Below are 23022 nucleotides of genomic sequence, written 5' to 3'. Positions count from 1 at the left end.
GTCGGCAGCAGAGGCTGCCGACCAAGGGGGAAGCCTGACACAGTTGAGCCTGTCAGGCGGGATCGCCTATACGTTGCATTCATACGAGGAAGCGGAGGAGGCCATTAACCAAGCTTTCCCGCGTGATTTTGCTTGTCTCATGGAAGAGGATGAATCGCCAGTACCTTATGTAATGCATCGCAGAATCGGCTTTCGGGATATATATGCCGTATATGGAGGATCGAGTGGGATCGAATGCTTCTTCCGTTGTCACGGCGCAATTGAGCTGTGGAATCCGTGGGATGGATCGGCTTCTAGCCTTCAAGCGGAACGGGTTACGGCTGAGGGCACGTATATCAAGCTGCCGCTGGGCAGGACGGAAATCCAATTAATTGTGTTTGCAGACGACAAGCGGGTTCAAGCATCTGAGAGAAAGCATTCGGAGCAGGGGGGAATACGGTCCCGCGCAGTGCTGCAATCGCTGAGCATGGATGGAAAATGGGCGTTCGAACTAAGGCCGACGATGGACAATCGGTTCGGGGATTTCCGACAGCCGCCCGAGGAAAGGGTTATCGGAGCGGAAGCACGCCAGTTCCGGTTCGCTTATGAGATGGGTAGTGGATCGCCACATGAGAATGAGAGACATCAGCCTGAATTTGATGATTCCTCCTGGGAGAAGGCGACCTGCGGGTACGGACCTTTTATGTGGCAATTGGGACCGCTTCCTGTCGCTGCTTGCAGTGATGAATTAGAAAGCAGACTCGTTCATATGACGAAAGCGCCCGGAGAACATTTGGTTGAGGCGAGCGGTAAGGTTTACGAATGGAATTCATATGCGTATTCGACGCGGTACGGTATAGAAGGAGACCCGGGTCATCAGGGCTACCATGGACTGAAAGGCGAGATAACGGATCACTTTATCGCCATTGGCCGTTCAAGATTCGATTTAACGGGGACAAGGTATGAAATAGAAGAAGGCAGCCTTACTTACATGTGGACATCGTTTTATGGTGATGGCAGAACAGGCGTGCGAATGCGAGCCGGAGGCGTTACTCCTGAGAAAATATGGCTGAACGGCGAGTTGATCGAAGGAGCGCAAGAGCAGCTTAAGGTTAAGGAAGGCGTCAATACGGTGCTGCTTCGTTATGGTCGCGCCGGTCGAGGGGATGTCGTATTCGAGCGCGCGGATGCTCCCGGCGATTGGAAGCAGGAGCTGCCGCTTGCTATGTCCTGGCATAACAACCCTGCCGTCTTGGCTTATGACGCTTATCCCGGCGCAAGCAAGCCGGCTGCAGGCTGGTATCGCTTCACGGCTCCTCCCGGGCTTGAAGCGATGCAGATTGTCTCCGCGCATGGGGATATTCGCGTGTGGGTGAACGGGAAGGAATGGTCGGTTGACCGTGACCCCGCCCAAGTGGGCGGCTGCTGCTCGTTCCGAGCGTCATCCACAGTAAAAGAAAACGGGGTGAGTCTCGTGGCCGTTCGTATCGGGTACGATAATCCTTATTATGGAGGGGCGGCGTTGCCGGAGCCCATACGATTGCAGTGCGGAGCGGGATTCATCGAGCTTGGCGATTGGTCGGCAATCGACGGCCTAACCTGTTACTCCGGCGGAGCCGTGTATCGGCGCGACATCGAATGGCCGACTGGCGATGAACTGCAGGGCAGCATGGCCATGATCGATCTAGGGGCCGTGTCATCAACCGCCGAGATCCGCGTGAACGGTCAGCATGTCCGAACAATTGTACAGGCGCCATGGACCGCAAATATTGCCCCGTGGCTTAATCTCGGCGTCAACACGCTGGAAGTGCTGGTGTACAACACGCTCGCCAATCATTATGTGACGATTCCGACTCGCTATCGGGGCGATCTGACCTCGGGGCTGCTGGGTCCGGTCAGACTGGACATCCTTGGAAAGTTATAACGTCGAATGCGACTTTGCACGAAACCATGTTATTTTTTTCGGGACCTGTATTGGGTAGCCGTCATTCCATAATATTGTTTGAACGAATGACTGAATTGTTCCAAGGTTGCAAATCCGATTCTTGCAGCAATGGCACTAATAGACAAGTCGGTTTCTGCAAGTAACTGGACTGCAGCGCTCATTCGAGATTGCTGTTTTTTATCCTTAAAGGAAACGCCGTATTGCTTTTGTACGGTCCTCTCCGTCTGGCGGGTACTCAGACCCAGCTTGTCCGCAAGCTGCTTTAGCGTAATGGAAGAGTACTCATATAAGAAGCAGTTCTCGATGGTGAGCAGTCTGCTGTCATCCAACGTTTTCACCGGAACGTCCATGAGAGAGGAGCGGCGCTCCGTATACTGCCTAACCATTCGGGTAACGATCATTTCTAATATATTCGTTGCCATGTGATGAAAGCCGAGGCGCTTCGATGACAGCTCGTCTGCAAGCATTTGGAACAACGGCATCATATTTTCGTTGTCCGGACCGATCCAGAACGGCGTGTTGACCAGCAATTCCGACAGGAGATTATCCTTATGGGTGCTGTTTTTATTTGCGGTTAGCTGGGAATCACCGGAGAGAACCTCGAAGAAGATACAGTATTCAGCCATAGGATCGCTCTGATCCGGAATCTGCTCATGCGCGACATCAGGTCCGGTCATAAACAACGTTCCAGGCATTAGGGGATAACGCTCCCCATCCGCCACCAGTATACCTTGACCGCTAGGGATGTAATGAAGCTCATAGCTGCCGTGGCTATGACTGTGTTCGCGCATCGAGCTATGGAAATAGCCGAACTTCACATACAAGACATTGAGCGCAAATCCGCCAAGCGCAAGCTTAATATCCATATTTCCGATGTTAATGGGGGGGAGGTTCATATCCTTGTTCTCCTCTGCCAAAATGCGACACCTCGAGGATGCCTTTGGTCGTCTCAATCGATAACGTTTTCATGCTTGTATCGATATAATTATAGCGAAATGCTATGAGCTTAGGGAAGCGGGGAAAATAAGACGATGACAACTTCGACTGCGCGTTTGTTCAGAAAAGGAAATTATACTTGCACCTATACGGATGTGCCGGTTACCAACCCCGGATACGCTTGGCGGGACGGTATGGTTAGCGGCAACGGAGAGAACGGTTATATTACATCAGGTTCGCCTTACTCTGACAGTTTTATTTTTCAGTATATGTGGTTCAACTATCCGTCGAGAGATCCGAGATTCATTCCTAATGAATTAACGGAGCAGCTTGACGATGCGAGATGGAATGTGTTTAACCTAAACGATCAATGGAAGATTAAGGACGAGAGAGGTTCGACGCGAATCAGAACGTTCTTCTACAGCTATCATCCCGGGCATCAGCTTAGGTTGAATGCAACAAATAGAGGAAGCGTATCCGGCTATGAGCGCTGGACGAATTATGAGACGGCGGAGACGGGCGTGCGTTACACCGATGAGTTCGGCAGGTGGACGAGAGCCTCGTTCACTTCCAGAGCAGACAATGTTTCGATTACGAAGATCGAGCAATCCGTGAGCGGCACCAAAATTAATATGACGATCTCCATCGATGATATTTCGAATATGAGCCGTGCCCGAAACGGTACCTCTGAGGTAACGGCACTTCAGTATAAGAAGCTGGTAGATCCGCAGGCGGAATATATTGCACAAGTCGTGCATTACCCGTCTTATGCGGGCAGCGAGCTTAGTCATGCAGGGTATGCGGGGTTAACGCAGGTGCTCGTGGTGAACGGCACGAAGAAAAGAGTGCTGCTCGCTGAAACGAATGAAACGATGAACGTTGGCAGCGAACAGAATCCGGCGATTCAAATTATAGATGCCGATGCCGTGTATCTCATTACGCAATCCAATCGAACTTATGAGATGGGCGGTATCGAAGATTTTGCTGGACAGACGGAATACGCTCTCGTAGAGCAGTTGTTCCGGCATACGAACACCGTCGCGCAGAAGTATAGAGATGTTAAAGGCTGTTTTGAGTATTACGCTGCCCTTGCTCCCCATGCCGAGCAGCATGCTGCTGAATTTAATGCCGTCCGTTTCTCGTTAGCTGGCGATGAGATGGACAAGCATGCGGATAATCTAGCGTTGATTCATAACCAACAAGCAACGGTAACGAGAATCAACCATGCCTTTATGGAGCAGGTATACAACCAGGGGCGCTATGCGATGATATGCTGCGGCGGCTCAAGCGCGCCTCGCTTGTACGGCATGTGGACCGGCGAATGGAATCCGGGTTGGCGCGGCATCTACACCCTGGACGCAAATGTGAATTTGCAAGTTGCGGCCATGAATACGGGGCATCTGACGCAGGCGCAGTTGGGATATATCGCATTTTTCCTGCGAAACGTACCGGACTTCGCATACAATGCCCGCGTGGCTTACGGGATGCATGATGCGCTACAGGTATCCGTCAACTCTGACGGCGACCGCGGCATGCATGCGGAATACGACAACGATTATCCGTTTGAATATTGGAATGCCGGAGCAAGCTGGTGTCTGCTGCCGATCTATGAATACTGGCAATGCTACGGCAATAGGCAAATCCCGATTGTTGATGCGATGAGAATCCATGAGCTGCAGCCGCTGCTCAGCGTCCATGACGGGGGACTTTCCGCTGAGGAATTCGCTGATCTATTGCGAAAGGGATATCTGGAATTGGAGAAAGATATTTTGCTTCCTCTCCTGACGAAGCAGGCTAACTTCTGGGAACAGATATGTACGACGGAATATTACACGGATAAGAACGGCAATGCTTGCCATCAAAGCGGCAAAGAAACGTTAAATTCAGGCGAGAAGTATATGATTATCCCGACCTATTCGCCGGAAAATAATCCGATTGGCTATAACAGCACGATTACGGCTAATGCTACCATGGACATTTCGGCTGCTCGTGATGGATTGCTAATGGTAATAACGATGGAGAAAGCCGTCAAGCGCGAAGGCTATGAAGCCGCCGTTGCCAAATGGGAAGCGCTCTTGAATCTGTTGCCTGATTATAAATACGATGCGGACGGCGCTTTGCGTGAATGGGCGATGAATGAATACACGGAAAATAATAACCACCGCCATCTGAGCCATCTATACGTTGCTTGGCCTGCCTATGAAACGCAAAACAATAAAGCTCTCGCTACAGCAGCGAAGATCGCGCTTGCGAACAGAGACAAGTACAATACGAAGGACGCGACGGCGGGGCATGGCTGGATGCACAAGGCGCTAGTTAGCGCTCGGCTCAAACAAGGCGAAGGCGTATTATCTTCGCTGCTGCCCATGATGACGGAAGCCGGTTATTACCCGTCTTTAATGACAGACCATGATACGAATCGCAGAAATCATTGCTATTGCACCGATACGTCATTTGGCGTCGTTGCTTCAATAAACGAGACGTTGCTATTCTCGAACACGGGTGAAATCGAGCTGCTTCCGGCTTTGCCTTCTGATTGGCAATCGGGATCTATGGATGGACTTATGGCAAGGACTCAAGTAGAGGTGAAACAGCTATCTTGGGATCTATCGACCGGAACTGCCAAAGCTATATTGCATTCAAGTGTTGACGATAATACCATCCGCTTAAGCGCAGGCGTTCCTTGGACGAGAGTCATCGTTGAGGGAGAGGAAACTCAGGTGCATGAAGGGGAAATAAGCAAATATGTTAGGCTAACGTTGAGTAAAGGAAAAGACGTCACAGTTGAATTTAGTTAGAAGCCTCTCCTTATATAGAAGCAACCCGGCTGCCAAACGCAGCCGGGTTGTTTGTTTTAACGGGGATATATTTGTTATGAACGATTATCGAATAGAACGTCATGAATCGCAGTCCGTTCCCCGGCAAGTTAGTCATTTTTCCAAGTAAAATGCAATTTTCATAATATACATCGAGGGCTTAATTATCTACAGTTAGGTTATCGCAAAAGCAATCGCAATCGTTACAGGCATTCCAACAAGAAGGGGCAGGTACATGAGAACATTTAAAAAGAATTTCGGTTTAACCTTATTGGCACTTCCGGGCATTGCGCTTTTGTTCTTATTTGATTATGTACCGCTTTACGGGTTATTGCTTCCTTTCAAAGATTACAAATATGATCTTGGGATCTGGAACAGCCCCTGGATAGGCTTTGACAATTTTCAGTTTCTATTTAAAGGCGATGTCCTGCAACGCGTGCTGAGAAACACACTGCTCTACAATATGGCGTTCATTGCGTTAGGCACGATGATTTCAGTCGCCTTTGCGCTGATGCTTCGGGAGATTGGCAAGCGATTCGTAAAGGCCTACCAGACCGTGTTGTTCATTCCTTATTTCATCTCATGGGTAGTAGCGGGGTTTGCCTTCCGAGCGCTGCTGGATATGGAATACGGCGTTCTTAACAAGGGATTGGAGCTGCTGGGAATAGGGCCGGTCATGTGGTATAACGAGCCGAAATATTGGCCCTTTATTCTTATTATCGTAGCGGTATGGAAAGGACTTGGGTATGGCGCGGTCATCTATTATGCGGCGCTGATGAGCGTGGATGCAGAGTATTACGAAGCGGCCAAAATAGACGGCGCAGGCAAGCTGCGGCAGGCGATATCAATTTCGATTCCGATGATTAAACCGATTATCATTATGATGGTCATTCTTCAAATCGGTAAGATTTTCTATAGCGATTTCGGATTGTTTTATAATGTAACGCTGAATTCAACTTCACTGTATCCGACGACTGACGTCATCGACACCTTCGTTTATCGGTCGCTGGTCGATATGGGCGATATCGGCATGGCCGGGGCTGCTGGTTTCTTCCAATCTACGGTCGGTTTCACCTTGGTTATATTGACGAATTATATCGTAAGGAAAATCAATCGCGAAAATTCATTATTTTAAGGAGAATGCCACATGACGACACCGCGGATATCAAACTCCCGTTCACCCTTTATGCTCAGCAAATGGATTATTCATGCTATCTTCATTGTTGTATGTATCGCTTGCTTGTATCCCTTTCTAGTCATTATAGGAACCTCCTTCCAAAATGAAACGGATATCCTCATCTCGGGCTATTCCATTGTGCCGAAGCAGTTCGATTTATCGGCGTATCGCGTCATTCTCCATAATCCTGCCGTCTTGCTCAATTCGTATATGGTGACGATCTATACAACGCTAATTGGGACTGCGGCAGGGCTGTGGATTACGACAAGCTTCGCCTTCACGATTTCCAGGAAAGATTATGCCTATCGCAAGCAGCTCTCCTTTTATGTATTTTTTACGATGCTGTTTCAGGGCGGGTTGGTTCCTTCCTATATTTTGATGGTCAGCTGGCTGGATTTGAAAAATAACTTGTTGGTGCTTATTCTCCCTTTCCTCATCACAGGCTGGCATGTGTTGTTAATGAGAGGTTTCTTGCAAACGCTGCCTGACGCCTTATTCGAATCAGCCAAAATAGACGGCGCGGGCGAGTTTACCATTTTCACGCGAATCGTGCTTCCCCTTAGTAAACCGGCATTGGCGACACTCGGCTTATTTCTGGTGTTGCAATACTGGAATGATTGGTGGCTGACCTTGTTGTACATTGATCATGAAAATAAGATGAAGCTGCAATATTTGCTCATTCGAGTGCTGCGCAACATGGAGTTCTTGAATAGCGCGGAAGCGATTCAATACGGTCTGGTTAAGCCAGGGCAGCAAGTACCGAGCTTAAGCGCGCGGATGGCGATGTGTATTCTTGCCGCAGGACCGATGCTGGTCATCTTTCCTTTCTTTCAGCGGTATTTCGTGCAAGGCCTGACGGTCGGATCCGTAAAAGGGTAGCGAAAATGGGTTTTCCAGCGCATGGATCCTCTATCATGTGTCTGTTTTATAGATAACATTATAATATTTTAGGGAGGTATGTTTGTGAGAATGGGTAATAAAAAGACAAAGAAAACCGTAAGCAGCATGATTGCGATGGGAATGGTTGTTTCCGTGGTTCTTGGCGGATGCAGCTCGGGTAACAACAATGAAGCACCGAATGCCACGAATACGAGTACAGCAGCACCGGAGCCGACCGAGACAGCCGAGCCAACGAAAGAGTTTGTGGATATTAGTTGGTATATGCGGAAGCCGATCGATACGATGAACGATCAAGAAGCTATTGAAGCGGAAGCGAATAAAGCGATTAAAGAAGCCGTGAACGCGAATCTGCACTTTACCTTTATCGACGCGGCAAGCTGGGAAGACAAGATGAAATTGATGTCTGCCTCCGGCGAAAAATACGATCTTGTCTTTACTTCCAACTGGACGAATCCGATCGATACGAACGTGCAGAAAGGCGCATTCCTTCCGCTCGATGATCTCTTGAAGGAATATGGACAGGATATCCTCGCCAAGGTGGATGAACGCGCTTGGAAAGCGGTCACGTATAATGGGAAAATCATGGCGGTTCCCTCCCAGTCGCCGTTTACGACGCCGCAAGGCATTGTATTCAAAAAAGATTTGGTGGAGAAGTACAATGTGGATTACAAGCAAATAAAAAATCTCAAAGATCTTGAGCCTTATTTAGAGACGATCAAGAAGAATGAGCCTACGATAACGCCATTGCTGGTCACGAAAACCGTTTCGGCAGCGGGTGATTTTATTGCCGACCATACCATCGTAACGAAAGGGATTCGTTATGATGAAATTGGTAACAAACTCGTGTTCGAAACCGACATTCCTCAATACGTCGACAATTACCGCACGATGCATGACTATTATTTGAAAGGTTACGTAGCCAAAGATGCCGCCGTCAAAACGGACTTCACTGCTGAAGCTAAATCAGGCAAATATGCGGTCATGCGCGATTCGGGCGGTTATACGGAGGATGGCTCGAAATCGACGGCGCTGTTTGGTTTCCCGACCGTGGAATCGCTTGTCTATTATCCGATCATCTCAACAAGCAATATGGTCGGAGCGGCAACGGCCATCAGCAAGACGTCGAAAAATCCGGAAAGAGCTATGGAACTGCTCAATGCCGTCTGGAAGGATAAGCAGCTTTCCAACACGCTCGCATTCGGGCTGGAAGGAAAGAACTATACCGTCAAATCGGGTGCCGGGACGGACGCCATATCCATCGAGGCGAAAAGCGGAGCGGAACAAACTTGGGCGATATGGCATAACTGGCTCGGGCCTCTCTGGGATCAGTGGGATTCCAGCTGGAACTCCAAGGCATCTCTGGAGTTGATGCAAAAAAATAACGATGAAGCAAAAACATCGGCAATTCTCGGATTCTTGTTCAATGGCGAAAACGTCAAATCGGAAATCGTGCAAGTAAATGCGGTATACGCGGAATTGCTTCCGATTCTAATCACGGGCGCAATGACGGATTATGATGCATTCTTGGCAGACATGAAGAAACGTTTGGCAGATGCCGGCTTGGACAAAATTAAAGCCGAAGCTCAGACGCAGCTCGACGCGTGGAAATCGCAAAACCAGTAATTGAAAATGGGGTCGGGTTATTCGTTACTCGGCGGGACAACGAAACGAAGGTCTACGGATCTTCGTTTTGTTGCTAAAGGGAGGAAAACGGCTATGACGACTGTTCATGCAATCGTATTCGAAGGGATTAACAAGGTGGGCTTCGGTACCTTTACGCTGCCTGAGATGAATGACAATCAAATGCTTGTAAAAACGCGCTATACCTTTGTTTCAAGCGGAACGGAAACCCGCGTCCTAGGCGGTCATTATGGCGCTTCCGATAAATTTCCTTTAATCCCCGGGTATGCGGCTGTCGGCGAGGTGGTTCGAATAGGCGCGAATGTAAAGGGTTACCGCGTTGGCGACCTTCTGAGCTACAATCCGCAATCAGGTCCGAAGGACATTTATTCGTGGTGGGGAGGGCAGGCTAGTATGCATCTGGTTGGAGCGGATGATAAGCCCATTCTGTTGCCAAAAGGATCCGATCCCTTGGACTACGTCGTTAGTCAAGTGGCGGCTATCAGCTTGCGAGGCGTTACGGCGGCGCAGCCGCAGCGCGATGAATGTGCGGTGGTTATCGGGCAAGGGATAATTGGAGCTTTCTCCGCCGGTCTTCTCGTCAGTCAGGGTTGTCGGGTAATTGTTGTTGATTTATCGGAGTCTAGACTTACCCGTTCCTTGAGTTACGGCGTGCATGCTTGCGTTCAGGCCTCTGATCCGGATGCGTTGGAGCGTATACTCGCTTATTGTGACGGCGGTGCTAACCTTATTATTGAAGCTTCAGGCTCCGCGCAGGGCGTAACGCTTGCTCACAAGCTGATTCGCAAAACGCCAAATGTGTATCGGGATCCGAAAACGTATTATGTGAACCCGATTTCGGGTATTGTCGGTCATTGGCCGCGCATTGTGTATCAAGGCACTTACATAGAGAAACTAAGCCTTGATCCAAGGACAGATTTGAATTCGGAAGGGGTTCTTCTTCTCATGCCCGGCGACCGGGGGAACGAGGATCGGTTGAATGCCGTGGAGGCCATTCGGAGTAAATCGATTGATCCCCGGCTTTATATCGATCGCGTTGTCCCTTATACGGAAGCAGCATCCGCATACGAACAGTTGCGTTTAAATCCTAATGATATTTTCTCCGTCGTATTTGATTGGACTCTATAATTGTTAGAGGAAAAAGGCCGAACAGCTAACAGATTGATCTGTTAAGATGTTCGGCCTTTTAATTGGATTAATCGTGGGCAACCAGCTCTCTATTGATCGGTATTTTCCCTGTGATGGCCTGCAGAAGGTATTCGGCTGTGCAGTCGATGTCTCCGTAGGTGTTCACGATTGTGTCGATCGAAGCTTCGTATTCCTTATGAACGAAAGCATGGAAGTGGGAAACGAAAATAATCGGGGTATCGAACTTTGTCCAGCCGCCCATCATGTTTCTTGCTACTTCGTCGTGCAGCCGAACGACATTCAGCCCGTAGCTAAGGCGGCTGCCGATGGAGCAAATGATGACATCGTACGATTTGTCGGCAACGGCCTTGAACAAGGCGTCGGGACCCGGATCGATCCATTGATCCACCGAATCGGAATAGCGGCCGATCTCCCGTTTCATCCTTTCACATAGCTCCCCATAACGCTCGTGATTGTTCATAATGACGGCATGCAATACTTTCGTGTCCGGCAGCAGGGGGTAGGGGAGCAAGCTTGCCCGATCTCTAACGAGCGTAATGCTTTGTTTCGTGATGGTTTCTGCTAATGCCGCGTGCAATGCCTTATCCGGTGACAGCTTATTGGGAGCGGATCGCGAGTCTTGGAAAAGGCCGAATTGCTCCTTGAGCGACACGATCCGGGATGCCCGATCTCGGAGCGTCTCTAGAGACAAGCTGCCGCTAAGGAATCGATTCTCCATCTCGACGTAGAAACGCTCGTCCATTCTTGGAAACAGCAGCATGTCGCAGCCATTGGTAAGTGCCGCCGCGCAAGCATCATAGTAGTTCATGAAGCCGACAACGCCGCCCATTTCAATCGCGTCCGACACGACCAGCCCCTCAAAGCCCATCTCCTTTCTCAGCAAATCAATCAGCAGCTTTTTCGATACGGTAGCAGGCGGATACAGCCCGCGATCATCCGGTTCGTCAAAGGCGGGAAACGCAATATGCCCAGGCATTAGCGTCATCGCGCCTTGATTGATCAGGGTTTGGAATACGCGTCCTGGCCCGTTTCTCCACGCATCCGCGTCCAGCGGAAGGACAGGCGTCGTCAGATGTTGATCCCAGGAGGAGTAACCGTCGCCCGGGAAGTGCTTAATCGTAGCCATCATTCCATGATCCTGCAGTCCGGTCATATAAGCCCCGGCTATCTTGATCGCTTGTTCGGGGTTCTTGCCTGCGCTTCGTATGCTTACGACCGGACTGTCGGGATCTGCAGCCAAGTCGGCGACCGGCGAGAACGTCCAGTTGTAGCCAAGCTCTCCGGCTTCTATCGCGGTACTGCAGCCGACTTCATAAGCGAGCTCCGACGAATCGGTCTGGCTGAGCCCCATCATATAAGGGAATTTCGTCGCGCCTACGATCATATTGCCGGGACCGCATTCGAGATCGCTAACGATAAAAGGAGGGATGCTGCAGAAGTTTCGGAAACGCTCGATGATTTGCTGCAATTCTGCCCGTTCCATGGGATGAAAGAACATCGCCCCGAACTCTTCTAGCCGCTCCTTGCCGACCATGCCATAGGTCGGGCAGCATACTTGGTTCAATAATTGCCGGAATGAAAAGGTTTCTACCAAGCTCTTTGCGGTTTCCGATTGATTTATTTTGTACTTCATGGATAAGTCCCCTTTGTTTAGGATTCTAACTCGCCTTTTGGCATTTTTAATTGTTTGGCATTGTTTTTTAATGCGTATTCTTTGGGGGTTATGCCAAAATGCTTTTTAAACAAGCTGAAGAAATAGGTTTCGTTTAGAACCCCTACCTTTTCTACAATTTCACGGACGCTATTTTCATTTTCGGATAAGTACTCAGCTGCTTTGGCCAGCCTTGTTTCATTTATATAGTCAGCAATGGATACATGCATGGCGTCTTTAAAGAGATTTGCTAGACGTCTTTGGGATATTTTCATAATGGATGCAATGGATGCCAAACAGAGAGAAGGATCTTGGAAATGGGTCTCGATATACTCGGTTACCGTTACTACGACGTAATGATTGACTTTATTGGTTGTACCTTCCGGCTTCGAATGCAAAGATTGTTTAATCGCGCCAAAGATCGTTTCATGGATGCTGTTCAATGTCTCTTTCTCCATGATCTGAAGGGAAAAGCTCGATAAATCAATAAGAAGAGAGGACGTTGCCGCATCCGGGCTGGCTTCCAACGTCTTCTTGGTCGTTTCCAATAGCCGGAACGTCGATGCAAGCGCATTATAATAACTGAGCTTACTCATATCGTCGAACAGCCGTTTCATAGCGTCCTCTATGTCATCTAAGCTACGTTTGCGAAGAGCATCCTGTAAGTGGGTTTCAAGATTTTTGGCATATCCCGTTTTTGGATTGTTTTCATTGAGGAGCAATTGCTTGGTATCGAGAATGCAATTATGGCCATACATAAAGCGGTATACGGTTTGATCAAGCGCTTTAATATAGAGAGTCTGCAACGAGTCAATCGTATTCGATATCGGACTGATCGAAGCGGTAAACGTAATTTTATAGTACTGGTGAACAAATTGTTGGGCTTCTTGAATGAATGAAGTCACGTGGGTTTCGAAGTGCTCATGCTCTTGAGGAATACTAAGGATCAGAACGACGTGATCATCCTTTAAATCAAGCCCTTCATTAATATAGGCTCGTGAAATCCATTCCGATGCGATGTTGATCATCGCGTAGCGAATCGTTTCCTTATCTTTGGAAGAAAAGCTTCTCTGGAAGTCTTTATAGTTGTCTATTTTCAAAAGCAGAACCGCATAGGACTGGTCCAAGGGCAAGTTGATTTTCATTTCATGAAAAATACTTTCCAGCTCGGCGTGATCCCATTTCAAATTTTCTGTCAGTATGCGGTTCAACCAGTAGTGCTTCATCACATCCCCGTATTGGTAAATTTGTTTGTCATAAAGCTTCAATTTCTCCATGGACTGCTTATATACATCATCCAAATAGGATATTTCGTCGCCTTTTCCTCTTTGCTCGAATTTATGAAGGCGTCCGGATGATATGGTTTGCACTAAATTGCCAATAGGGCTATAAATTTTACGGGAAATACTGACGGAAATGACAACAGCCATTACAAGGAAAATGAGCGTAATAAAGATAATGCTCGTCTTAAATCCTTGGATATAGCCGTACACTTCCAGGGTCGGCTGAATCTTCAATAACGTCATGTCGATGCTCTCGAGATACAGGTAGGTGATTAAATACTGCGTGTCCATGTACTTGCTTTTAAACGAGCTTTCGGTTTCCGAAGATGAAGCTTTTTTGGCGTGACTTTCAACCTCGGCCTTCAACCAGTTTAACTTCTCCGTATGTTCTTGGCTTTCGTCCACATCGATATAGTCGCCCTGCTGATCCAGGAGATAGATATTGTTTCCTTGCTGCCGATCCACCATATTAATCTGCTTAATGTTGCCAAGCAGCCATTCCGGCCGGACATTGATAACGAGAGCGCCGTTCGGATTTTCATCGTTCGTTGAGGTTTCATACATGAAATAGGAAAGAACGCGTTCGCTCTTGTTCGTTTCATTTACGACTTTGTGAATATCGCGATAAATGGGCTTTAATTTCGGCAGCAGCTCATTGGATTGGAATAACGCCAACAATTGCGGATCATCGAAAAAAATGGGGGAACCTGCATTGTAAAATTGATCAAGGCTTCGATTATATACACTGATGGAATGAATGTAGGGATAAGAGGAAGTTAACGCGTTGACGACATTGTTAAGGCGTATGATGACGTCGACCATATTTTCCTGCTCCGCGTACATGATGGAAGTAATGTCGTTATTGATATAGAGAGACTGCGTAAGCCGACTCATCGTTTCATTCATCAAATTCGTATTGTATTTGACTTGAAGCAGCAGTTTTTTACTGTTGTCCGATTCCTTCTTAATCATTAAGTTTTGCGCATTCAAATAAATGATGACGGACAGAATCCCGACGATGAATAGAACGGATGCGCTGATCCACAAGACGATTTTCAAAAGAAAGCTTTTGGAGGCAAATAAGCGGTTTAGTTTCATCAAAGATCTTTGCTCCTTCCAGGTCTTGTAGAAGTGAGAATAGCTTATATAAAAGTAAATGTAAATATGAATGGCGAAACTCATAGTTACGAACATAAATCAAAGAGTTGCCGGGCGAATAGGATCATGATTTGAACCGGATCTACACGGTAGCATCGCTACATTTATTAGAGGTTTCGACGTATTTAGCAGTATACATTCCAGCGTGCGTTGGCTAATTTTAAACTAACGATTTGGCTGCCGGCACAGTGGGCTCGTCATAGTCGAAATTCACGCGGAGATGAATGCAAAATGGACACCATACAGCATCGAAAACGTTTAACGCAAGTAAGAAGCAAGCTGCAAGCGGGGCAATTGACGTTGGGTTTCATTGGCGGATCGATTACGGAAGACGGCAGTATGATGCCGAATTGGCCGGAGCCGGTCGCGCGTTGGTTTGTGGAATCGTTTCCTCGCGCACGCATCAAAGTAGAGAATGCGGCGATAGGCGCGACGGGCAGCGACTTGGCTGTGTTCCGCGCGGAGCGGGACTTGATCAATCATCGATGCGATCTGATTTTCATTGAGTTTGCCGTCAATGACTACATGACGCCATCCGAGCATCGAATGAGAGCGAGAGAGGGATTAATCCGCAAGCTGCTGGCGGACGGACGAAGCGAGCTCGTATTCGTCTATACCTACTGTCAGAAAATGTACGAGGACATGACTCGGGGGAAGGTTCCTGCCAGCATCGCCGAGTACGAAGAGTTAGCGGAGCATTATGGCATCAGCGCGGTTTGGGTCGGACAGCATGCCTGGCAGGAAGTGAGGCTGGGCCGGATGACTTGGGACGAGTGGCTGCCTGATGGACTTCATCCTAAACATCGAGGCAGTTTGAGTTATGGTCAGTGTGTCATTGCTTATCTGGAAGAGGAATTGCTAACGGATCTCGATATGGAGCGCGGCGCAATCGATAACACGCTCGGGGCTCCGCTTAACGTTAATCATTGGGGGCAAGCGGATACGCTCTCCTTCGACGAGGTTCAGCTGGAAGGACCATGGATGATTAGACGCGCCAGGGCTCACATGCCTTGGGTGGATCACCTTCTGAGCACTTCTGCGGTCGGCGCGAAGCTATCCTTTTCGTTTACTGGAAGCGGGCTTGCGTTAGCCTTCGATTTTGGCAAAAAGTCAGCGGAATTCACCTATAAGCTGGACGGCGGCCCAGCGGTCGCTTCTTGCCGCGATCGGCCTGATTGGTGCAAAGACGGAGGCTGGTTCCATATTTATTGGATCGCGAACGACCTGGAGGAAAAGCAGCATCATGTTGAACTGGAAGTCGTCCACGGCAATAGAGCGGACTGCACAGGGACGAATTTTCATTTGGCGCTAATCGGAATCGTGAGATCTTAAAATTCAAGTATGGGGGATGAAGGGGAATGAGTCATATATTCCAAAAGGCAAAAGCGCGCGTCGGCGTAATAACAGTGGGGCATGAGCCGTATTGGGCGCAATTCCCGGGATTAAAAGAGGAGCTCGAGGGCTACGGCCGCGATTTCGAGGAAATGCTTCGGGGGCAAGACGTCGAGGTGGTGTCGGCGGGCTTTGTCGATGGCGTAGACAAGTCTTTCGCTGCCTCGTCTTATTTGAAGAGCCAGAACGTTGATTTCCTGTTCTGCTTTCTTAGCACCTACGTGACGTCATCGACGGCGGCTACTCCGATCCTGAACTTGTCCGTTCCAACGGTGCTTGTCGCCTTGCAGCCGAGAAAGCGTCTCGATTATCGCAATACGACGACCTATATGCAGTTGGTTAACGATAATATTTGTTCCCTTCCCGAAATAGGCGGCGTGCTCGTGCGAGCGGGAAAACCAGCGGCGGGGATGATCGTAGGAACGCTCTATGACGATGAACGCGCGAAGAAGGAATTAAAGGACTGGTGCCTGGTCGCCAATGCGCAAAAAGCATTCAAATACGCAAAGATCGGCTATTTGGGCCATACCTACGAGGGTATGTATGATATGAACTCCGATCCGACGGCTTTTACGGCTTCCTTCGGTTCGCATGTGCAAATGCTCGAAATGTGCGATTTGGCCAAGCTGGTCAGCGGTGTGACGGCCAAAGAAACGGCTGATAAATTAGATGAAATCAAAAGCGTATTCAAAATATCCGATCCTTTCATCGATCCGGTGACAAGACCGATCAAGCAAGAGGATCTCGATTGGTCGGCTAAGGTTGCGGTCGGGCTGGATAAGCTGATCGTAGAATACGGGTTAACGGGCCTGGCCTATTATTACCGGGGGCTCGACAATAATGAATATGAACGGATCGGATCGAATATGGTGCTCGGCAACTCGCTGTTGACAGGCAAAGGCGTACCGCTTGCCGGCGAAGCCGATCTGAAGACATGCGCAGCGATGTTGATTATGGATCGTCTGGACGCAGGGGGTTCGTTCGCGGAGCTGCACCCTTGCGACTTCGTCGACGATATTGTACTCGTCGGGCATGACGGCCCTCATAATATCAAGATTAGCGACGGTCAGCCGATCATTCGCGGATTGGATTTGTTCCATGGCAAAAGCGGATCAGGCATCGGCGTAGAGTTCAGCATCAAATCAGGACCCGTTACGTTGCTCAGCATTTCGCAAACGGCTAACGGCAAATACAAAATGATCGCCGCGGAAGGCGAATCCATCAAAGGCGAAATTCCGCAAACCGGCAATACGAATACTCGCTGTAAATTTAATTACAGCGTTTCGGAATTCGTGGAAAAATGGTGCTCGGCAGGTCCTACGCATCACTTTGCGCTTGGCGTGGGGCATGTGAGCTCCAAGATCCGCAATGTTGCCAAGGTGCTCGGCATTGAGGTGGAAGTCATATGACAACGCCTGCCTTGCAAAGAGTCACGCTGGAAATGAGCCTGAAGCCTTTCAAGAGTATGGCGCCAGAAGCCATCGAAGCGGTATGTGCGGAGGCCATCCGTCAGTGGCTTCCTCTGATCGGCATGGCGGAGGGCTGCTCCATGCTGTTATGGGTCGCCGACGGAAGCGAGATTCTAGTCTGGGATGGCGACATGCAGCGCGAGATTGAATGGGCTCGCTATATCGGATACGCCAATGAGCAATTTTTCGCCCAGCTTAAGGAGGACACCGATCCGCGAATCGGCCAGCCATACCTCAGCGAAACAGCAATGATCACTTACGGCGATTTGCAATTCATAATCGCCTCTTTCAAAAGAATTGCAGCTGAGCGTTACGGCATTCGCATGGAGGTAGGAGCGACTTTTGACGCAGGACCTGAATTTGCCTACTCCGATTTCAAATATAAGCTGCATCCGGAAATCAACCTCGCTGAAGTGAACGGGCAATTCATCTCGTTGAAAGCGGATTATACGGTCGTATGCGGTTGGTCGAAACTGAAAGAAGATAACGTGGCTTACGCGGCTTATCCTGGCGGCATTCCCGAAGACACGCCCTTTGGCGAGTTTCTGGGGCGGCAGTGCGCAAGCTTTCTGCCGGCGCTAGGATTCGATTATATTTGGTTTTCCAACGGATTCGCGCTGTCGTACTTTCCCTGGACGTATCTGGGCGCTAATTACGATGGCAAGCAGCTTGCGAAGGTAGCGTACGGGGAGCTATCGTCCAAGATGCTGTCGTTCTGGGAAATATTCAAGCAAGAGTGCCCGGATTATCGGACGGAGATCAGAGGGACCAACTACGGTACAGGCATGGATCTGGCCAAAGACTGTATTCCTTTGCTGGATCTGTATGAGCGAAACTATGTTGAAATTCCGCCGCCAAACTCGCCTTGGGGAGCCCTTAACTATGATTTCGGATTGGAGCTCACGGGCTATATGTCGCGTATAGCCATGCTCCCGAGTCAGACCTACCTGTTCCGCTTTTACGCCAATGATCCATGGTTCTGGCAAAATCCGTGGTGGGATTTGTACGATCGGGAGCCGCATGATATTTATTGCCCTCTCACCGTTGCTCGGGTTAATAAGGAGGGGGGATTAGAGAGCCCAGGAATTGTACAAATATTGACCATCGACTCGGAAAAAGGCGAGCTGGATGAAGATATTCCGATGGAGGTTATTCCTCATATTAAGAGGGCTTTCAAATACGCACCCGATCAGCCGGGGATTTTAACGTGGTTGTACCCGTTTCGAGAGCTGCATGAAGCAATGGCCGAGACAGACGAGCATTCGAGCGACGCTTTCTTCCATGATTGGTTTGTGCGCAATGCGATTAATCAAGGCTTGCCGCTCAATACGGTTGTCAGCACGGATGACTTTTTCGCGATGAACGACGATGCCGTCCTTAAGCTTCAAGATACGATCTTATTTACGTCGGCTTTTTGGATCAAAGGGGAGAAGGCGCAGCGAATCATCGAGTATGTCCGTAACGGAGGAAAGATCGTTTTTTACGGTGCTGTCGAAGATCCGGAGCTGCGCAATCTGTTGAATCTCGGATACGAGCAGGAGCTTGAAGGTGCTTTTTCCGTTAGCCTTGCCTTGCCAAGAGATTCGATCAAGAACGAGGAGCATGCAAGCGGAGACGGTCAATATAAATTGTTCCATCACTCGCACATTTCAAGCGGTGGGTTAGGCGAAGTCGTGGACGATCTAGCGGATCGCAATACGCTCGTGCACGCAAGCGCGAATCAGTCGGGACTAGAGCGCGTATTTGCGCTAACTAGAGCTTTACCTGAATGGGACGGCGGCAAAGTCGGGTGGGTGCGCGGCTCGCTGCCGTTCCAAATCGCGGGTGTAACGCATTTACCGGTTCGACAGGAAAAGGAATTTGTGGATTCATCCCAATTCGTGCGCTATCTCCTGCAACAATTTGATTATTCTTTGTACCAGTCGAAGGAAGATGCGGCCTCCGAATCGGCATTGCTGTTCATCACAAGGCATGACAACGCGTTTATCCTAACCGGCTGCAAGCAGGATACGTCAGTCGGGCTTCGGCTTCAGTTTCCCGATGGCGCTCCGCTTATCGTCGGACAGACCGCTATGATCGGCGAAGGTACGGCTGCTTATGCACTGGATCGAACGTTTCATGATGAATGCCGCCTGTTTGTTCAGCAAAAGCAAACATCCCGCATCACATGCAGGGAAAATCAGCCTGTTCCAACACCAAAGAAGCGCAACCGCACATTCCGTACGATCAGCGTTTACAATCTGATCGAGGCCGATTTGACCATTTATCCGCCTCTTGCACAGCTGCAAGCGGGCAACGTGGAAGTGAAGCTCGGCGAACAAGATTTGGATTTAACCGGTAAAGTAATAGGAGATCGTATACGATTAACTCAAATTAGCGGGAACATTGATATTTCATGGTAGGGGTGAATATAGACGTGGATACGGGAAACGGCTGGAAATGGTACTCGCCTCGCAACGAACCCTTTAGGATAACGGGGCTACCTTGGCTTGAACAAGACGGGGTATATCGAAGATTGCCGGTCGAGCCAAGTCATCCGATTCGATCGGAGGTAGACCGGCTTGCGAATTATACGGCTGGCGTTCAAATTCGTTTCCAGACAGACTCGCCCAAGCTTTCCGTAAGGGTCGTTCTGGCTGACAGAGCCACCATGTACCAAATGCCCGCGACGGGTCAATGCGGCGTTGATTGCTACTTCGGCGCAACCGGCAATCAACAATATGTCAATACGACTCGCTTTGATCATTCGAAAGATGAATACGAATCTATTCTCTTTGAATCCTTACCTAGTGAAATGCGGGATATCACGCTTAATCTTCCGCTCTATCAAGGGGTGAAGGAGCTTTGGATAGGTCTTGATCCTTCTTCATCGATAACTGGATTTCCGGGGTTCTTAAGCGACAAGAAGGTGCTTATTTACGGAACCTCGATCACCCATGGAGCCTGTGCCTCTAGGCCGGGTATGGCCTATCCCAACATTTTAAGTCGGAAATTCCCGATTGAAATGGTGAATCTCGGTTTCTCCGGCAATGCGCAAGGAGAGCCGGAGCTTGCCCATTTGATCAGCCAGATCGAAGAACCGGCGTTGCTCGTTCTGGATTATGAAGTGAATACGCCTAGTACGGAACGGCTTAAGGAATCATTGCCCGAATTTATTCGAATATATCGTTCACGCCATCCCGAAGTACCCATTCTCGTCTTATCGCAGATCCGATTAGCGATCGAAACCTTTGACGATAACAGGCTTAGCGTTCGCGAAGAACGCAAACAGCTTCAAATGGCAATCATTGAGCAATTGCAGCAGGAAGGGGATGCGAATCTCCACTTCTTCGATGGTGCGGAGTTGTTGGGCGCGGATTATCAGGAATGCACCACGGATGGCATTCATCCTTCTGATTTAGGTTATTTCCGTATAGCGGAAACGCTTAGCCCTATTGTTGGTAAACTGATTTTATAACAGCGTTTGTTTTGTGAAGTCCATGCCTCTTGTTCAGGGGTGTGGGCTTTTTTTTTGACTCCAATTCTAATCTATATGCTGTTGGGGTAACGCCTACAAGCTTTTCGAACTTGCCGCTAAAATAGGCAGGATCGTTGTAGCCAACCTTTTTGGCGACTTGAGCTATTTTCAAATCGGTTCGGCTCAGAAGACGTTTAGCCTCAACGCTATTTCGTTAAAGGCTTGACCCTAGGCAGCGTGAAAGGATAGATTTCTTACTCGCATGAATAGGAATAAAGGAGGAGCAATAGAGAAATCCAAATAAACCCCGACTTTGTCTTGTAGACGAAGTCAGGGTTTCTTTGTTTGGCATGATTACAAGCTGTGGAACAATCCAACCGGCAGCTTGCCCTCCCAAGAAGCAGGGGCTTCCAGTCCGAGTGCATGCGCCGCAACTGCGGCCGTGTCGGCGATTTCGACATGTCCAAGCTTGGTTCCGGGTGCGATGCCAGGGCCCGTGCAGCCCCAGAAGATGGTTTTATCCATGGGATGATCACTTCCGTGATCAAAAGCATTCTCGCCACCGCCGCCGTGATCGGTGACAGCAATAATGAGGCTATCTTTTAGCAGATCAGCATCCTCAAGTGCTTCTAGAATGACGCCTGTGTGCTGGTCAGTCTCTTCGATAACTCGATGTTGCCCAGGCGTGTTGTACCCATGCTTATGACCTGCAGCGTCTGGCAAATCCAATTGCACATAAAGCAGCTTGAAATCAAGGTTTTCATTGATGTAAGCAGCTATGGCTTGCACAAGTTCGCCATCAGGCATCGATACTTTATGGACCCCGATCGATGGTTCAATGATGCCGGAATTAATGGGCTTCCAAGCACTATAAGCAGCTAGTTTGGCATAGGGGAAAGCTTCTCTAGCAACACGAAAAATAGATGGATAAGGTGAGTTGACAGGAAATTGTTCCTTATCGGCCTTCGTATTGGTGAGACCATGCTTTGCAGGTGAAACCCCATGAAGCAGTGATCCCCAACATTCGGCGCTGATGGTAGGCGATGCGGTTTGCGCTTCGAGCGTGGAAGCTCCTGAGGCAAACAAACGGTCTAAATTCGGTGTATATGCCTCGCGGACAAAATCGCCGGCGCCATCCCACCCAATGATAATGACACGGTTACAAGTAGTCATCGATGTACCTGCCTTTTAAAGTTGTTCTAGCCCCAAAAGCTAATCGTGAGAATTCCTATTAAAATGAGAACCGAACACCATATGCGTAAAGTGCCTTGCTTCTCCTTGAGGACGACAATGCCTAGAATCGTTGCAAATACGGTGCCAATTTCACGCACGGGGGAGATATGGGCAACGGGTGCGTACTTCATAGCGAATAGGAACAATAAATAAGAGCCTGGATTGAGAATCGCTCCGAGTAAAATGATTCTGCTGTTCAATTTCCATTCCATGCGCAGTTGTTTAGAGGCGATAACGGTAGGCGTCAAGGCCGCGACGAACCCGATATTGGTCACCTCAAGCAAAGAAATCGCTGAGATATGTTCAAGATTGAGCTTATCGACGAAGACGTAGCAAGTCGTGCATAAGCCAACGCTAAGCGCCATAAGGAAAGGTTTAACAGATCCGATGGAAGCTGATCTTGATCTTGCGCGGGTGAAAAAGCCGCTGAGTGTAACGAAACCAATCACCATGCAAAGCAGCCCCATCCATCCGTATATCGTTAAGGATTCACGAAGGAACAGGACTCCAATAATAGGAATGAATAAGGTACTGGCGCCTCTCATAATCGGATAGATTTGCGATAGATCCCCCATATTGTAGGTACGTGCTAATAAGAGCGCATAAACGGCCTGCAAGCAGGCGGATAACAGCAGGAGGCCGTAGGACGATAAGGATAAGGGATGAAGCCATAATTCTCTTATTAAGTAAGGAAAAAGGACGATGGTGGTTACCATGAGTATGGACCATAAAAAGACGCTTTTGTTATGACTGCGTTTCGTGAATAAACTCCAAACGGCATGCGCCAAGCCGGAAGCGATGACTAGCAGCGTTGCGACGATAATCAAACAATGACC

General features: G+C 48.9%; 15 protein-coding genes and 1 pseudogene. 10 read left to right on the top strand and 6 right to left on the bottom strand.

Annotated features, from left to right (window positions below; genetic code table 11):
* Positions 1 to 1903, top strand: a 1903-nt coding sequence (locus V8F51_RS20230; protein ID WP_337102227.1) for a glycosylhydrolase-like jelly roll fold domain-containing protein, incomplete at its 5' end; no start/stop codon positions are given.
* 29 nt (positions 1904 to 1932) lie between these two features.
* On the opposite strand, the gene V8F51_RS20225 is transcribed toward V8F51_RS20230, so the two are convergent.
* Positions 1933 to 2790, bottom strand: a complete 858-nt coding sequence (locus tag V8F51_RS20225) for an AraC family transcriptional regulator (protein WP_337102226.1) — start codon at positions 2788 to 2790, stop codon at positions 1933 to 1935.
* Positions 2791 to 2955: 165 nt separating this feature from the next.
* Between V8F51_RS20225 and V8F51_RS20220 the strand changes: the two genes are divergently transcribed.
* The 5 genes from V8F51_RS20220 (at position 2956) to V8F51_RS20200 (ending at position 10522) form a co-directional block, all read left to right on the top strand.
* Positions 2956 to 5658, top strand: a complete 2703-nt coding sequence (locus V8F51_RS20220) for a glycosyl hydrolase family 95 catalytic domain-containing protein (protein ID WP_337102225.1) — start codon at positions 2956 to 2958, stop codon at positions 5656 to 5658.
* A gap of 253 nt (positions 5659 to 5911) precedes the next feature.
* The gene (locus tag V8F51_RS20215; protein ID WP_337102224.1) at positions 5912 to 6811 is read left to right on the top strand and encodes an ABC transporter permease; all 900 of its coding nucleotides are present in this window, start codon (positions 5912 to 5914) and stop codon (positions 6809 to 6811) included.
* 12 nt (positions 6812 to 6823) lie between these two features.
* Positions 6824 to 7732, top strand: coding sequence for a carbohydrate ABC transporter permease (locus V8F51_RS20210; RefSeq protein ID WP_337102223.1), 909 nt, complete (start codon positions 6824 to 6826; stop codon positions 7730 to 7732).
* Between the two features lie 90 nt (positions 7733 to 7822).
* Positions 7823 to 9376, top strand: coding sequence for an extracellular solute-binding protein (locus V8F51_RS20205; RefSeq protein ID WP_337102235.1), 1554 nt, complete (start codon positions 7823 to 7825; stop codon positions 9374 to 9376).
* A gap of 93 nt (positions 9377 to 9469) precedes the next feature.
* Positions 9470 to 10522 (top strand): zinc-binding alcohol dehydrogenase, encoded by a 1053-nt coding sequence (locus tag V8F51_RS20200; RefSeq protein WP_337102221.1) that lies wholly within the window; start codon positions 9470 to 9472, stop codon positions 10520 to 10522.
* A gap of 67 nt (positions 10523 to 10589) precedes the next feature.
* Here V8F51_RS20200 and V8F51_RS20195 read toward each other — a convergent pair whose 3' ends face one another.
* Positions 10590 to 12176 carry a glycoside hydrolase family 3 protein gene (locus tag V8F51_RS20195; protein ID WP_337102219.1) on the bottom strand — a complete coding sequence of 529 codons (1587 nt, stop codon included), beginning with the start codon at positions 12174 to 12176 and terminating at the stop codon, positions 10590 to 10592.
* Positions 12177 to 12193: 17 nt separating this feature from the next.
* Positions 12194 to 14575, bottom strand: coding sequence for an AraC family transcriptional regulator (locus V8F51_RS20190; RefSeq protein ID WP_337102234.1), 2382 nt, complete (start codon positions 14573 to 14575; stop codon positions 12194 to 12196).
* Positions 14576 to 14866: 291 nt separating this feature from the next.
* Here V8F51_RS20190 and V8F51_RS20185 point away from each other — a divergent pair, with 291 nt between their 5' ends.
* Genes V8F51_RS20185 through V8F51_RS20170 form a run of 4 tightly spaced genes read left to right on the top strand, consistent with a single transcriptional unit; the run spans position 14867 to position 20953 of the window.
* The gene (locus V8F51_RS20185; protein WP_337102218.1) at positions 14867 to 15967 is read left to right on the top strand and encodes a GDSL-type esterase/lipase family protein; all 1101 of its coding nucleotides are present in this window, start codon (positions 14867 to 14869) and stop codon (positions 15965 to 15967) included.
* A 26-nt stretch (positions 15968 to 15993) separates the two neighbouring features.
* Positions 15994 to 17436, top strand: coding sequence for an L-fucose/L-arabinose isomerase family protein (locus V8F51_RS20180; RefSeq protein ID WP_337102217.1), 1443 nt, complete (start codon positions 15994 to 15996; stop codon positions 17434 to 17436).
* A complete protein-coding gene (locus V8F51_RS20175) occupies positions 17433 to 19898 on the top strand; it encodes a hypothetical protein (protein WP_337102216.1) in 2466 nt (821 codons plus the stop codon). The genes V8F51_RS20180 and V8F51_RS20175 overlap by 4 nt, the downstream gene beginning before the upstream one ends.
* 14 nt (positions 19899 to 19912) lie before the next feature.
* The gene (locus tag V8F51_RS20170) at positions 19913 to 20953 is read left to right on the top strand and encodes an SGNH/GDSL hydrolase family protein (protein WP_337102215.1); all 1041 of its coding nucleotides are present in this window, start codon (positions 19913 to 19915) and stop codon (positions 20951 to 20953) included.
* Here V8F51_RS20170 and V8F51_RS31615 read toward each other — a convergent pair.
* The 3 genes and pseudogenes from V8F51_RS31615 to V8F51_RS20160 form a co-directional block, all read right to left on the bottom strand.
* A pseudogene (locus V8F51_RS31615) lies at positions 20928 to 21143 on the bottom strand (AraC family transcriptional regulator); the annotation flags it as partial. The gene V8F51_RS20170 and the pseudogene V8F51_RS31615 sit on opposite strands and share 26 nt — an antisense overlap.
* A 164-nt stretch (positions 21144 to 21307) precedes the next feature.
* Positions 21308 to 22126 (bottom strand): alkaline phosphatase family protein, encoded by an 819-nt coding sequence (locus V8F51_RS20165; protein WP_337102214.1) that lies wholly within the window; start codon positions 22124 to 22126, stop codon positions 21308 to 21310.
* Between the two features lie 26 nt (positions 22127 to 22152).
* Positions 22153 to 23013 (bottom strand): DMT family transporter, encoded by an 861-nt coding sequence (locus tag V8F51_RS20160; protein ID WP_337102213.1) that lies wholly within the window; start codon positions 23011 to 23013, stop codon positions 22153 to 22155.
* Positions 23014 to 23022: the final 9 nt, after the last annotated feature.

It is taken from the genome of Paenibacillus sp. YIM B09110 (genome assembly GCF_037167145.1).
GTDB lineage: Bacteria > Bacillota > Bacilli > Paenibacillales > Paenibacillaceae > Pristimantibacillus.
Note: the sequence above shows the minus strand (reverse complement) of the source record. Positions and strands in the feature narration are given on the sequence as shown.

Coding starts and splice junctions, on each gene's coding strand:
- V8F51_RS20225 (WP_337102226.1), bottom strand. CDS start 2,790: ATGGATATTAAGCTTGCGCTTGGCGGATTTGCGCTCAATGTCTTGTAT.
- V8F51_RS20220 (WP_337102225.1), top strand. CDS start 2,956: ATGACAACTTCGACTGCGCGTTTGTTCAGAAAAGGAAATTATACTTGC.
- V8F51_RS20215 (WP_337102224.1), top strand. CDS start 5,912: ATGAGAACATTTAAAAAGAATTTCGGTTTAACCTTATTGGCACTTCCG.
- V8F51_RS20210 (WP_337102223.1), top strand. CDS start 6,824: ATGACGACACCGCGGATATCAAACTCCCGTTCACCCTTTATGCTCAGC.
- V8F51_RS20205 (WP_337102235.1), top strand. CDS start 7,823: ATGGGTAATAAAAAGACAAAGAAAACCGTAAGCAGCATGATTGCGATG.
- V8F51_RS20200 (WP_337102221.1), top strand. CDS start 9,470: ATGACGACTGTTCATGCAATCGTATTCGAAGGGATTAACAAGGTGGGC.
- V8F51_RS20195 (WP_337102219.1), bottom strand. CDS start 12,176: ATGAAGTACAAAATAAATCAATCGGAAACCGCAAAGAGCTTGGTAGAA.
- V8F51_RS20190 (WP_337102234.1), bottom strand. CDS start 14,575: ATGAAACTAAACCGCTTATTTGCCTCCAAAAGCTTTCTTTTGAAAATC.
- V8F51_RS20185 (WP_337102218.1), top strand. CDS start 14,867: ATGGACACCATACAGCATCGAAAACGTTTAACGCAAGTAAGAAGCAAG.
- V8F51_RS20180 (WP_337102217.1), top strand. CDS start 15,994: ATGAGTCATATATTCCAAAAGGCAAAAGCGCGCGTCGGCGTAATAACA.
- V8F51_RS20175 (WP_337102216.1), top strand. CDS start 17,433: ATGACAACGCCTGCCTTGCAAAGAGTCACGCTGGAAATGAGCCTGAAG.
- V8F51_RS20165 (WP_337102214.1), bottom strand. CDS start 22,126: ATGACTACTTGTAACCGTGTCATTATCATTGGGTGGGATGGCGCCGGC.